Genomic DNA, 13858 nt, shown 5'->3' with positions numbered 1-13858 from the left:
CTATGAGGAAGCTGAGTGCGCGGACATCAACTCCGCGACGCGTAAAGCATCAGCCTGAGGTATGACAACCAGCGCTATTCCAGCAGACCCCGGTCGTACGCGATGGCCACGGCCTCCGCCCGCCGCGACGCCCCGAGCTTGGCCATGATCCGGGAAAGGTGCACGGAAACGGTCTTCTCGCTGATGTAGAGCTCCTCGCCGACCTCGCGGTTCGTCCGTCCCGCGGCCACCCGGCCGAGCACGTCGCGTTCCCGGGGGGTGAAGAGGTCGACCTGCTCGCGCACCGGTTCGTCAGCCCTGAGGGTGATGCGGGCCCGCTTGGCGCACGACGCCACAGCCTCGGCGAGCGGAACGGCCTTGAGCCTCGTCGCCACCTCGTCGGCCAGGCGCAGCTGCTCGGCCGCCTCCTCGCGGCGATCCGCCCCGAGCAACGCCTCCGCGAGCCGCCACCGGCACAGCGCCTGCTCGAACACGACCCCGTAGGCGAACTCGTCGACGGCGGCCTGCCACAGCTCCGGGTCGCCCGCTCCGGTCAGCCTGGACTCCTCGGCGAGCCCGCGGGCCAGCCACGCACGTCCCTCCGGACCGAGCACTCCGGCGCGCGGCTTGCCGTTCTCCGCGGTCAGCCGCACGTGCTCGGCGAGTTCGTGTCCCGCAGCGACCGCGTTCTTCCCGGCCTCGGCATCCCGCTTGCGGCGGGCCTTCGCGGCGATCTCCGCGTGCGCCGCGATGCCGATCGCGCCGATCCTGATGCCCGCGAGCATCCACGGACCACCGAGCTTGCGCGCCCACGCCAACGCGTCCGTGACGCGCTCGACGGCCAGTTCGGGACGGCCGCGCCACAACGCGAGCTCCGCGCCCGTACCGCCGTTGATCAGCGCGATCTGGATGTCGCGGTGCCAGTCGCTGCGCAGCTTCGTGATCATCCGCTCGGACTCGGCCAGGTCGCCGCGCGAGACCGTGAGGTGCGTGCTCGCGGACGCCAGCCGGGCCAGCACCGTCGACGACACGGACATGCCGGGCGGTTCGCTGGCCCACGCCGCGTAGTCCCAGTCGCCGATGTAGTAGTGCACGAGCACCTGCAGGATGCGGATCTCCAGCCCGTACATGCTCCACGTCAGGCCGGTCTCCTTGGCCCGGTCGCCCGCGAGGTTGTAGACGCGGGCGGCCTCGGCCAGTTCGCCGCGGTCGTAGTGCATCAGGCCGTAGTAGTACCAAGCCCTCAGTTCGTTGTTGAATGCTCCGACCTCGCGCGCGCACTGGATCGCGCGCTCGAAGCTGGCCTTCGCCTCGTCCGGCTGGCCGGCGTGGTCGTCGAGGATCGCCAGGGTGCCGAGCCCGTCCGCGACCGCACCCGGCGCGTTCGCCGTCTGGCCGTCCGCGATCGCGAGTTCGGCGGCCTCCCTGGCCTTGGCGTCCTTGCGTTGCTGGCGCAGGGAAGACGCCTTGCCCGCGAACACACGGGCGCGGGTGGGGCTGGGCTCGCGGTCCTGCACGAGGGCGAGCGCCTTGCCGAGGACCAGAAAGTGCTCTTCCTCGTTGCCGTCGAGGATCGAGAGCGCCTGCGAGAGCCGCAGCCAGACCTCGGCGGCCTCCTCCGGCGACTGCTCGGCGCTGATGGCCTTGGTGGCGCTGCGGGCGAACGCGACCGCGCGTTCCGGCTGCCCGGCCGTGCCCGCGACCCAGGAGGCGCGCCGCAGCAGCACCGACTCGTCCACATCGGACGGACGAGCGGCCTCGGCGACGGCGTTCCACAGGTTGAGCGCCTTCTCCAGGTACCGCAACGATTCCGCGGGCGCGCCGGCGCGTTCGGCCTCCTTGGACGCCTTGATCGAGGCCTCCAGGGCCTGCGGCAGGTCGTGGCTCTCGAAGGCGTGGTGGGCCAGCGCCGCCGCGCCACCGCGTTCGTCCGGCCGCTGGGCCAGGTGACGTGCGTAGGCGGCGTGCAGCCGGCCCCGTTCGCCGGGCAGCAGGTCGCCGTAGACCGCCTCCCGGACCAGGGCGTGACGGAAGGCGTAGACCTCGTCGTCGTTCACGACGAGCAGGTGGTGCTGGATCAGCTCGCGCAGGGCCGTGTCGAACGCGATGTCCGCCATGCCCGCGACCTCGTGCAGCCGGTAGTGGCGGACCCGGCGGCCCCAGACCGACGCGACGCGGACGACGTGCTGTGCCTCGGGGCCAAGGCTTTCGACCCGGCTGAGCAGCACGTCGGCGAGCGCGGAAGGCAGCGACCTGGCGTCGTCACAGGTGGCCACCGCGATGAGTTCCTCCGCGAAGAACGCGTTGCCCTCGGAGCGTTCCGCGACCTGCTGGACGACGTCCTCCGGCAGATCGTCGGACAGGGCCTCGACGAACCGGCGGGCGTCCGCTGCGTTGAACGGCGAGAGGTCCAGGCGGTCGACGGCGGGCAGCCGGACCAGCTCGGCCAGCAAGGGGCGCAACGGATGGCTGCGGTGCAGGTCGTCCGCGCGGTAGGTGCCGACGACCAGCAGACGCTGGGAACGCAGGCGGGACAACAGGAACGACAGCAGGTACCGGGTGGACGCGTCCGCCCAGTGCAGGTCCTCGACCACGAACAGCACGCGCTGCCGTTCGGAGAGATCACCGAGAAGCCCGAGCACGGCGTCGAACAGCTGGAGCTGTCCCACGTCCTGCTCGGGCCTGCGGCCTGGAATCAGGCTCGGCGCGATCATGCCCTCGGTGCCGGGCTCGCGTTCGGCGGGCAACGTCAGCTGCGGCAGCAACATCGCGAGCGCCGGCCGGTTCGCCACGTCGCTCTTCAACTTGCCCAGCGCCTCGGCGAACGGCAGGTACGGCAGGCCGGTCTCGCCGACGTCCAGACACCGTCCCATGAGGACCAGGGTGTCGTCGGCGCTCGCGGCCAGTTCGTCGATCAGCCGCGTCTTGCCCACACCGGCGTCACCGGCGAGCAGCACCGCCCCCGCGGTGCCCTCCCCGGCCTGTGCCAGCGCGGCACGCAACCGGTCCAGTTCCCGATCGCGTGCGACCAACGGAATTCCGGAACCAAGGCGCGCCACAAGAGGCATGCTCGCATAAGTCATGAGCGGGTGCTGCTGGGTTTTCCAGAGGTGCGGTGCATCACCCGGCTCAGCCACGACGGCCCGTTGCCGTTCGAGCGCTGCCAGTTGCACGCCGCGGTACCACGTCGGTAGTCGATTTCTGCCTTGATCGCCTCAGGGGTCCATTCGGTCATGGACCTGAGGTTCGTCCTGAGGGTCCCGGTGAGGCATCGGGCGATCACGCAGTCCTGCCCGCAGGACCCCTTACCCGACCGTCACCGCACGTGCGCGAGCCAGCCGGGCCCTTACCCCGTCGGCCTCCGGCGCTCCCAGCTCGCTGAACAGCGCCAGCGCGCGCTGCCAGTGCGCCGCCGCCCCCGCCGCGTTCAGCTGCTCGAACACCGCCGCGAGCCGGTCGTGCGCCAACGCCTGGTGGTACGGCGAGACGGCATCGCACGCCACCGCCAACGCCGTACGGGCCGAGGACAGCGCACCGTCCGTGTCACCGGTCTCCAGCAGAGCCGTGGAGATGTCGACGTGACAGGCCGCTTCCCCGCACTGCTCGCCGACCTCGTGGTACATCCGCAACGCCACGCGCAGCCACGGCATCGCGTCGTCGAAGCGCTGGGTGCTCAGGTACAACAGGCCGAGGTGGTGGTGGGCGTTGGCCTCGGCCCACTTCGAGCCGGCGATCCGCGAGATCTCCATGGCCTCGCGGTAGTGCGCCTCGGCCTCGGCGGCCCGGCCCAGGTCCTGCAACGTGCCGGCGACCGTCGTGAGGGCACGCGCCTGCTGGTGCACGTCCTCCTTGCGGCGAGCCACTTCCAGCGCGCCCTGCTGAGCCTGCAAGGCCTCTTCGAAGCGTTCGAACTGCAGCAGCGCGACGCCGAGGTTGAACTGCATGACGAACCGGGCGTCGTCGTCGTTCAGCGCGATGGCGGCCTGCAACGCGGCCTCGGTGAGGCGCAACGAGGTCTCGCGCTCGGTCCGCAGCCAGAGGTATCGCGACAACGTGTACGGCAGCTGCCACGCGTGGACGTGCCAGCCGGAACCCGAGGCGAGCTCGGCTGCGGCGATGAGGTTGGCGCGCTCGGCGTCGAACCAGGCCGTCGCGTCCGCGGCACCGGAGATCGCCGGCACGTGGACGGGCCGGTGCTCGGGCGCGACCAGGACGCTGCCGCGGTTGATCGGCAACAACCCGTCTGCGAGGTCCGCGCAGTGCAGGTAGTAGTCGAGCATCCGGCCGGTGGCGGCACGGCGTTCCGGCTCGGACAGCTCTCCGGCCAGCGTCTTCGTGTAGACGCGGACGATGTCGTGGGCGACGTGCCTGCCGGGTTCGCTGACGGACAGCAGGTTCGCGGCGGTCAACGCGTCCAGCGCGCGTTGGGCCTCCAGCAACGCCACGTCGCCCATCGCCGCGACCACGTGCGGGGTCAGGTCCGCGCCGGGGTGCAGGCCCACGATCGCCAGCAACCTCGACGGTTCCGCGGGCAACGCACGGCGTGAGGCGTCCAGGGCGGCTCGTACGGTGCCCTCACCGTCCTCCAGGCCGAGTGCGGCCAGGCGGCCCTGCTCGTCCTGCAGTTCCTCGACCAGTTCGGCCACGCGCAGACGAGGGGACACGGCGAGACGGGCCGCGGCGATCCGCAACGCCAGCGGCAGGCCGTCACACAGTTCGGCAAGTTCGCGCAACGCACCGGCCTCGATGTCCGACCGGCCGGCGATGCGGCCCAGCACGTCGACGGCGGCGTCCGGGTCGAGCATGTCCAGCTCGATCAGCTTCGCCTCGACCTGCGCGACCAGCCCGACCAACCGGCGGCGCGAGGTCACGACGACGCACGAGGGCGCTCCCGGCAGCAACGGCAGCAGATCGGCCGAGCTGCGGACGTTGTCGAGCATCACGAGCATCCGGCGATCGGCCAGCAACGTGCGCAGCAGCGCCGAGCGTTCGTCGACCGAGACCGGGGTGTCGCTGGCCGGAACGCCCAGCGCGCGCAGGAACCGGTTGAGCACCTCGCCGATCTCCAGCGGCTCCCGGTTCGGGTCGTAGCCGTGCACGTCGACGTAGAGCTGGCCGTCCGGGAACTCCTCGCGGACCCGGTGCGCCCAGTGCAGGGCCAGCGCGGTCTTGCCCACCCCCGCCGGACCGGTCACCAGCATCACCGGGCCGTCGTGGCCGCGCAGCAACGCGTCCATGAGGCCGAGTTCGGGGTCCCGGCCGACCAGCGCGACCGGAGCACGCGGTAACTGGGCGGGGATCGTCATCGGTGTGGGTTCGGGAGCACTCGGCTGTTGCGGCACGCGGACCGGCGCGCGTTCCGGCTCGGGACTGTCCCCCGCCAGCACCGCCTGGTGCACCCGGCGCAGTTCGGGACCCGGCTCGACGCCGAGCTCCTCGATCAGCACGGCGCGGGCCTCCCGGTACGCGGCCAGCGCCTCGGCCTGACGGCCCGCCTGGACCAGCGCCCGCATCAGCAGGCCGTGGCCGCGTTCGCGCAACGGGTGCTCGGCGACCATCGACCCCAGTTGCGAGACCAGTTCAGGGCCCTGCCCGATCGCGAGGCCCAGCTCGGCGCGTTCCTCCAGCACCGCCAGCCGGCGTTCCACGAGACGGCCGCGTTCGACGTCGGCGTGCAGGCCGGAGACACCGCCCAGCGGTTCGGCGCGGAACAACGCCAGCGCGTCGTCCAGCTCGACCGCGGCTCCGGCGAGATCACCGGCGGCACGCATGCGGTTCGCGAGCAGGACCTGACGTTCGAACACGTCGAGGTCGAGGGCTCCAGGCTCGACGCGCATCAGGTAACCGTCGCCGACCGAGGTCAGCAGCTCGGCGGGAGCCCTGCGCGCACGGGTCGGTTCGAGCGCCCTGCGCAGTCCGGCGACGTAGGTCTGGACCAGGTTCACCGCACTCGAGGGCACGTTGTCGCCCCACACGGCCTCGATGATCTGCCCGCGGTTGACCGGTGTGTTGCGCTCCAGCAGCAGGACCGCGAGGACGGCGCGCTGCTTCGCCGCACCGAGATCAACCTCTTGACCTGCGCGAACGACTCGGAGAAGGCCGAGAACCTCGAACCGAAGGGGTTCCTCGCCGTGCGTCACCGATATGTCCTTCGCCCGTGGTCCACCTGGAGCTTGAAGATCACTTCAGTAGGGCTCCAGTCGTGCTGTAGAAGCCATTCTTACGCTTAGCGTGTCCAACCAACCACAGACCGCGAGATCAACGGAAACCGAAGATCAGCGAGTCTGAGCAGGTTGGACCGGACAGCGGAACACCCGCTGCTCCCCATGATCGACGTGGGTCGGCCGGCGTGCAAGGGGCATCCAGCCCGCGGCGGCGGAACGCCGGCCGGCCCACGTCCCCTTACGCGAGAAGGCCCCGGCTGGTTGATCCAGCCGGGGCCTTCCTCGTTCTCGTCTTTCGATCAGCTGACAAAAGACCCTGTCTTCGCGGCGGTGAGGAACGTGTCCCATCCCGCGCCGCCGAACCTCAGCCGCGCCCCGTCCGCGTTCTTGCTGTCACGAACCGCCGCGCCTGATGGGACGAGCGCGATCTCGACGCACTCGGGCCCACCGGCCGACGACCTGCTGCTCTTGCGCCAACGCAAGCTTTCCACTCTGTTCACTCTCCGGTCGCGGTCACGCGAGAGTGCGAGCGATCTCCGTGATCAGGATTGACGATTCCCGCGGGGTCAGGGCGGAACTCACGAGACGCTCGAACATCTCGGCGTAGGAATGGACGTCCGACTGTTGTTCCAGGTAGACGCCGCTTCTGGTGCTCTCGATGTAGACGACGTCGGAGTCGAGCTGCTCGGGAAAGCTCAGGATGACGAACGGGCCGTCCATCGCAGCATGACCTCCGGCGCTGAACGGCACGACCTGCATCGTGACGTTCGGGAACGCACCGACTTCGAGAAGACGCGCCATCTGCACGCGCATCACCTCGGCGCCGCCGACGAGCCTGCGCAGGGCGGCTTCGTCGATCACGACGTGCAGGCGCAACGGGTCGTCCTCGCTGAGCAGGGCCTGCCTGGCCCTGCGCAACCGGACGCGGCGGTCGATCTCGGCGGCGCGCGCGTCCGGCAGCACCTGGGAGATCAACGCCCTCGTGTACGACTCGCACTGCAGCAGGCCCGGGATCATCAGCCCCTGATAGGTCCTGATCGAGTCCGCGTCGGCCTCGTACCCCACGTAACGACCGGGCACGATGTCGCCGAACTCGTCCCACCACGCCTTGCGACGGGCTTCCCTTGCCAGCTGAACCAGTTCCTCGAGGGTGGCGGCGTCCGCGCCGTAAACGTTGAGCATGTCCCGCACGTCACGCGGGCTCACCCCAACACGGCCGGTCTCGATGCGGCTGATCTTGGAGGCCGAGCACTCCAGGCGCTCGCCCACCTCCTCGATCGTCAGCCCTGCCACTTCACGCAGCCGCCGGAGCTCGCTCACGAGCCGGCGCTTGCGCAGAGTCGGGCTGCTACCCCGCATGACTCCTCCTGGACGGCATCCAACCTCCTGGCCGTTCCCAGTTTGAGAGCAAAGGAGCTCGTCGCAAAGAGACGTCATCCATTCGTGTACTGCAACTTGCAGATCGCAGGTTCGACGCGACAGTCTGCTGGGGCTGCTTACGTAAGGACTGGAGCTCTGAGCCTGATGGCCGTCACGGTGTTCAGCCAACTGGACAAGTCGCTGCACTCCCACCTGGCCACACTCACCGACCTCGCCGCACGTGGCGACGACCAGACCGCTCTCGTACTCGCCAGGGTTGAGTTGCCGAGGGTGGTCGCGGTGGTGAAGGCGTTGCTCGACGAGCACCAGCCCGACGAGCACGGCCGGTGCGCGACCTGCAAGCGCGGCTGGTTCTCACGGCGAATGCCCGCACCGTGCCGTGCTTATCTCTCGGCGCAGCTGATTTTGACCGTCGTCGGCCAGGAGACTGCGCACGGCAAGCATCTGCGCTCGGTAGGCTGAATTCCGGAACTCGATAGTTCTTCAGTTCCGACCCGACTTGGGCCGGCTCCGCACCCCCCGACCGGAGCCGGCCCTTCTTCGTGATCACCTCGCGTGACGGCGCCGCCCAAGATCAACACGGTTGGCTGAAAGATCTGTCACAGCACCGATTCCGGCCCCATCATTGAGGGCGACGCGGCCTGATCCCGCCCCATGATGCCTGTGCCGACACGGAGGTGTTCCCGTGCCGACCCCGCATGACCGCGCCGACGCGCTCGATGCCGTCCGGCCGCGCCGCATGCTGCCCTTAGAGCGCGTCTAGAGCGCTCCTCTTCAGCTCGCCTCCCCTCCCCGCCCTGTGCAGCCGTCGCACAGGGCCATGCCGCTATTCAGCAAAGGGAAATCTCGTGAACCATCAGCCCAGGTCCAACACCGGCGACCACACCCCGCACGGTCCACCGCTGATCCTCAGGAACGACCTGCCCGCGAGCTTCGTGCTGTTCCTCATCTCGATCCCGTTGTCGCTCGGCATCGCGCACGCCACGGGCGCGCCGCTGATGGCCGGGATCATCTCCGCGGTCATCGGCGGCGTGGTCGTCGGCGCGATCAGCGGAGCGCCGTTGCAGATCAGCGGGCCGGGGACCGGGCTGGTGGTGATCGTGGCCGGGCTGGTCGCGCAGTTCGGGTGGGCCGCCACCGCGGCGATCACGCTGGCCGCCGGAGTGCTGCAACTCGCGTTGGGGCTCACCGGGATCAGCCGCCTCGTGATGTCGCTGTCCCCCGCCGTGGTGCACGGCATGCTCGCGGGCATCGGCATCTCCATCGCCGTCGGGCAGCTCGTGGTGGTGCTGGGCGGCACGGCGGCGTCGACGGTGCCGGCGAACCTCGCGCTGCTGCCGGGAGAACTGGTCGGCGCCCACCTCGGGTCGGTGCTGGCCGGCGCCGTGGCGATCGCGGTTCTGCTGCTGTGGCCCCGTGTTCCGCGTGTCTCGCTGATTCCGGCGCCGCTGGTCGCCGTCGCCACGGCCACCGCGCTGGCGTTCGTGCTGCGCCTCGACGTCGCCAGGGTCGACCTGCCCGACAGCCATGCGCTGGTGTTCCCGGAGATGCCGCGAGGCAGCGTCGGCACCGTGCTCACGGCGATCGTCACGGTCGCGCTGGTGGCGAGCATGGAGTCGTTGCTGTCGGCCGTCGCCACGGACCGGCTGCACGACGGGCCGCGCGCCCGGCTGGACAAGGAGCTCATCGCGCAGGGCACCGGCAACGTGCTCGCGGGCGCGCTCGGCGGGTTCCCGATCAGCGGTGGCCTGGCACGCAGTTCCACGAACGTCGCGGCGGGCGCGAAGACCCGGTACGCCGCGATCTTCCAGGGCGTGTGGATCGCGGTGGCGGTGCTGGCGTTCGCACCGGCCCTGGAGCTGATCCCGTTGTCGGCACTCGCGGGTGTGCTGTTCGTCGTCGGACTCCGGCTCGTGTCGGTCGCCCGGATGCGGAACCTGGTGCGGCACCGGGAGTTCCTCGTCTACGCGGCGACCGCGCTCGGTGTCGTCCTCTTCGGACTGCTGGAAGGCGTGGTCGCCGGGCTCGCCATCGCGCTGCTGCGCGCGTTGTACCGGCTGACGCACTGCTCGGTGCGGGTCGAGAGCAACCGGGTGTACGTGCGGGGATCGTTGGTGTTCCTGGGAGTCGGGCGGCTCGTGCGGGAGCTGCGCAAGATGCCGCAGGGCGAGACGGTCGTACTGGAACTGCACGTCGACTACCTGGACCACGCGTCCTACGAGGCGATCAACGACTGGCGCGAGGGCTACGAACGGCTCGGTGGCCGGGTTCAGGTCGACGAGGTGCACGACACCTGGTACGACCGGGCGAACCAGGGCAAACCGGGGCGGCACAAGACGTTGCCCGGCCCGCTGCCGCGCTGGTTCGCACCGTGGTCGCACTGGCAGGGCACGCCTGGCCCGGTGACGCTGCCGGAGCAGCGGTCGTCCGTGGAAGGCGATCCGATGCTGCGCGGGATGCACGAGTTCGAACGCCGGTCCGCGCCGTTGGTGCGGCCGTTCCTGCACGAGCTGGCGGTGCGCGGACAGCGGCCCCAGCAGCTGTTCATCACCTGCGCGGACTCCCGCGTGGTGCCGAACCTGATCACCACGTCCGGGCCGGGCGACCTGTTCTGCGTGCGCAACATCGGCAACCTGGTGCCGATGCCGTCGGCGGGCGACAGCTCGGTCGGGGCGGCGATCGAGTACGCCGTGGAGATCCTCAACGTCAGCACGATCGTCGTGTGTGGACACTCCGACTGCGGTGCGATGAAGGCCTTGGTGAACGGGTCCGCGTCGCGCGGCTCGCACCTGCACTCGTGGCTGCGCAACGCCGAGCCGTCGTTGATCCGGTTCCACGCGCCGACGGCGCCCGGCTGCACGGACCTGCCGGTGGCCGACCGGCTCGCCGTCGCGAACGTCGCGCAGCAGCTGGACAACCTGCTCGCCCACCCGAGCGTGCGGGAGGCGATCGCCGCGGGCACGCTCACGTTGAAGGGCATGTACTTCGACATCTCGAACGCCCGCGTGTACCTGGTCGACCCGGACCGCAACGGGCTCGAACCGGTGACGGCACCGGCCTAGTGGCGCGACTCGGAACGTCGGCGAGGTAATCCACGCTCAGCAGGGCACCTCGCGGCGCCGCCCCCACGCCCCCGTACAACCAGTACGAAGACGTGGGGCGACACCACGATGTACCCGTCTGACCGCGAATTCCCCCGGCAACATTCCGAGCCACACCACTAGAAAAGCGAGGAGCCGCCCCGAAAATGATCGGGGCGGCTCCGTTGACGCTTACTGACTAGCAGCTGCCGATCCAGGAGCACTCCACGTCGAAGCGCTCCTTCGCGGGAACCTTCGTGCGGTCCTGCGCCGGGGCCTTGCGCTGCTGCGGCACCGACTGGACCTGCGGCGACACCAGCTGCGTGCCACCGTCGGAGGCCAGGCGCACGGCGATCCTGTCCTCGATGCTCTTCGGGCTGTTGAACAACAGGACGTTGTTCTGCACCACCGAGAACACCAGCTCCCGGCCGGCCTGCGTCTTCACGTAGCCGGACAGGCCCGAGACGCCGGACAGCGACCCGGTCTTGGCCTTCAGGTTGCCCGCGGCCGGGGTGTTCTTCATGCGGTTGACCAGCGTGCCGTCGACACCGGCGACCGGCAGCGACGCCTGCCACGCGGCGAACCACGGCTTGGTCTTCGCCTTGACCAGCACCGAGGTGAGGTCGTCCGGCGAGAACTGGTCGAGCCGGGACATGCCGGAACCGTCGAAGACCTCGACCGCGTTCGGGTCGACGCCCATACCGGACCACTTGGTGCTGAGCTGGTTGACGCCGTTGGTGAACGAGCCACCCGCGGTCTTGACCAGCACCTCGGCCAGCATGTTGTTGCTGTCCTTGAGCAACGGGACGATGAGCTCGCTGAGCTTCATCGACGTGTCGGTCGCGAGGACGGCGGCATTCGCCGGCGCCTTCTGCCTCTTCACGCCACCGGTGACGGTGATCCCGTTGGCCTGCAACGCCTTCTGGAACACCGACGTCACGAGCCCGGTCGGGTCCTTGACCGTCGAGAGCGCGGTGGTCTCGACGGACGTGGAACCGCTGACGAAGATCCGGTTCGTGCCGTGCTCACGTTCCACGGAGACGCCGCCGTTGCCGGTGGTCGCCGTGGACACGATCTGCACGTGGTCGTTCGCCGGTTCGGTCGTGACGACTGCCGGGGCGCCCGCCGCGGCGCCCGGCTTGACGCGCACGATCACGGTGCCCGCGCTGAACTTCGCGTCCGGCGAGAGCGTGAGCGCCGACGTCTCCGCGCTGTAGGCGTACGGCTCGTCGTCCCACGCCCAGCCCGTGCCGTACGGCTGCGCGTCGAACTTGGTGTCGTCGATGACGAGAGCGCCGTTCACCGTGGTGACACCGCTGGCCTTCAAGGTGTCCGCGAGCTGCTGGTAGCGCAGCCGGGACATCGTCGGGTCGCCGCCACCGCGCAGCACCAGGTCGCCGTCGAGCGCCGTCCCGGTCCTGGTTCCGGCCGAGACGAGCTCGGTCTTCCAGCGGTAGTCCGGGCCCAGCAGTTCCAGCGCCGTCGTCGTGGTGAGCAGCTTCATGTTCGACGCCACCTGGGAACGCCTGCTGCTCTGCCTGGTGTAGATCACTTCACCCGAGTTGGCGTCCCGCACGACCAGGCCGACATCCGCGCCCTTCAGCGCGTTGTCGGCCAGGATCGTGTCGAGATCAGCCGTGAGGGCCTCGTTGCCGACCGCCACGGCGCCGCCGCTGGACGTCAGGGTCAACCCTGCCGTCACAGCGACGACCGCCCCCAGAATGCCTAATTTCACGCTTCCACCTCTGATCGATCACCCGACCACAACGTGTGGAAGCTACCGGGCTTGTCGATGCGCCTGTAGGTGTGTGCCCCGAAGAAGTCCCGCTGTCCCTGGACGAGCGCGGCCGGCAGACGTTCCGACCGAAGTCCGTCGTAGTAGGCCAAAGCGGACACGAAGCCCGGCGTCGGCACGCCGGATTCCACTGCTCGCACCACAACCCGGCGCCACGCCGCCTCGGCGTTCTGCACCGCGTCGCGGAAGTAGTTGTCCACCAACAAGGACTCGATGTCCGCGTTCGCGTCGTAGGCCTCGCGGATGCGGTTGAGGAACTGCGCGCGGATGATGCAGCCACCACGCCAGATCGTCGCCATCGCGCCGAGGTCGATGTTCCAGTCGAAGTTCTTCGACGCCTCACGGATCATGTCGAAGCCCTGCGCGTACGCGACGACCTTCGACGCGTAGAGCGCCTGGCGCACGTCGTCGACCAGTTCGGCGTCCGGCTTCGCGACGACCTCGCTGGCACCGAACGCCTCGCGCACGGCCTTGCGCTGCTCGGTGTGGCCGCTCAGGCTGCGCGCGAACACGGCCTCGGCGATACCGGTGACCGGCACACCCAGCTCCAGCGCCTCCTGCACGGTCCAGCGGCCGGTGCCCTTCTGCTCCGCCGCGTCCTCGATGACCTGGACGAGCGGCGTGCCGTCCGCGTCGACGTGCTTGAGGACCTCGGCGGTGATCTCGACCAGGTACGACTCCAGGTCGCCCGAGTTCCACTGCGTGAAGACCTCGGAGATCTCCGCCGGCGTCTGCCCGCCGATGCGGCTCAGCAGGTCGTACGCCTCGGCGATCAGCTGCATGTCGGCGTACTCGATGCCGTTGTGCACCATCTTCACGAAGTGCCCGGCGCCGTCCGGCCCGACGTGCACGCAGCACGGCTGACCGTCCACCTTGGCCGCGATCTCCTCGAAGACCGGCCCGACGTGCTTGTAGGACTCGGCGGGACCGCCCGGCATGATGCTCGGGCCGTTGAGCGCGCCCTCCTCGCCACCGGAGATGCCGGCGCCGACGAACAGCAGCCCCTTCTCCTTCAGCGCGGCCTCACGGCGACGCGTGTCGTTGAAGTGGGCGTTGCCGCCGTCGATGACCATGTCGCCGGGTTCGAGGATCCCGCTCAGCTCGTCGATGACGGCGTCGGTCGGGCCACCCGCCTTGACCATGATGATGATCTGGCGCGGCGTCTGCAGGCTGTCGACCAGATCCTGCAGCGTCTCGGCGCCGACGAAGTCGCCCTCGTGGCCGTGCTCGTCGAGCAGGGCCTTCATCTTCGCGGGCGTCCGGTTGTGCACGGCAGTTTTGAAACCGTGCCGCGCGAGATTCCGCGCGAGGTTGCTGCCCATGGTGGCAAGACCGGTGACCGCGATACGTGCTTTGCCTTCCGTCATGCGCCACAGCCTGCCGTGTTCTCGGTGATTACGCGAGACGTCACAGGGTGTTCTCAGACTCCGTTTTACCAGGTGAACCGCGTCACGTGCCGG

At 69.5% G+C, this 13858-nt stretch carries 9 protein-coding genes; 2 read left to right on the top strand and 7 right to left on the bottom strand.

Translation table 11 applies throughout. The features are described from left to right. Positions 1–74: 74 nt before the first annotated feature. From OG205_RS42310 to OG205_RS42290, 5 genes are all read right to left on the bottom strand, one after another. Positions 75–3047, bottom strand: coding sequence for a helix-turn-helix transcriptional regulator (locus tag OG205_RS42310; RefSeq protein WP_330278356.1), 2973 nt, complete (start codon positions 3045–3047; stop codon positions 75–77). Positions 3048–3058: 11 nt separating this feature from the next. Continuing rightward, positions 3059–3214, bottom strand: coding sequence for a hypothetical protein (locus tag OG205_RS42305; RefSeq protein WP_330273389.1), 156 nt, complete (start codon positions 3212–3214; stop codon positions 3059–3061). Positions 3215–3284: 70 nt separating this feature from the next. After that, positions 3285–6119, bottom strand: a complete 2835-nt coding sequence (locus OG205_RS42300) for an AfsR/SARP family transcriptional regulator (RefSeq protein ID WP_330273388.1) — start codon at positions 6117–6119, stop codon at positions 3285–3287. Between the two features lie 323 nt (positions 6120–6442). Then, positions 6443–6634: a DUF397 domain-containing protein gene (locus OG205_RS42295; protein WP_330273387.1), complete on the bottom strand. Its 192-nt coding sequence runs from the start codon at positions 6632–6634 to the stop codon at positions 6443–6445. Between the two features lie 22 nt (positions 6635–6656). Next, on the bottom strand, positions 6657–7502 hold the full coding sequence (locus tag OG205_RS42290) for a helix-turn-helix domain-containing protein (protein ID WP_330273386.1): 846 nt from the start codon (positions 7500–7502) through the stop codon (positions 6657–6659). 165 nt (positions 7503–7667) lie between these two features. On the opposite strand from OG205_RS42290, the gene OG205_RS42285 reads away from it, so the two are divergent. Both OG205_RS42285 and OG205_RS42280 read left to right on the top strand, forming a co-directional pair. After that, positions 7668–7985 carry a hypothetical protein gene (locus OG205_RS42285; protein WP_093597178.1) on the top strand — a complete coding sequence of 106 codons (318 nt, stop codon included), beginning with the start codon at positions 7668–7670 and terminating at the stop codon, positions 7983–7985. 386 nt (positions 7986–8371) lie between these two features. Beyond that, complete coding sequence (locus OG205_RS42280; RefSeq protein ID WP_330273385.1) at positions 8372–10585, top strand: SulP family inorganic anion transporter; 2214 nt, start codon at positions 8372–8374, stop codon at positions 10583–10585. A 217-nt stretch (positions 10586–10802) separates the two neighbouring features. Here OG205_RS42280 and dacB read toward each other — a convergent pair whose 3' ends face one another. Together dacB and gndA are read right to left on the bottom strand one after the other, a co-directional pair. Further along, entirely contained in the window at positions 10803–12338 is a 1536-nt protein-coding gene (gene dacB, locus OG205_RS42275; protein WP_330273384.1) for a D-alanyl-D-alanine carboxypeptidase/D-alanyl-D-alanine endopeptidase, read from the bottom strand. Further along, positions 12335–13765, bottom strand: a complete 1431-nt coding sequence (gene gndA / locus OG205_RS42270) for an NADP-dependent phosphogluconate dehydrogenase (protein ID WP_330273383.1) — start codon at positions 13763–13765, stop codon at positions 12335–12337. The genes dacB and gndA overlap by 4 nt, the downstream gene beginning before the upstream one ends. Positions 13766–13858: the final 93 nt, after the last annotated feature.

The organism is Lentzea sp. NBC_00516, from assembly GCF_036346835.1.
In the GTDB taxonomy this organism is placed as follows: Bacteria; Actinomycetota; Actinomycetes; order Mycobacteriales; family Pseudonocardiaceae; genus Lentzea; species Lentzea sokolovensis.
This window is presented reverse-complemented; position numbering and strand designations above follow the sequence as displayed.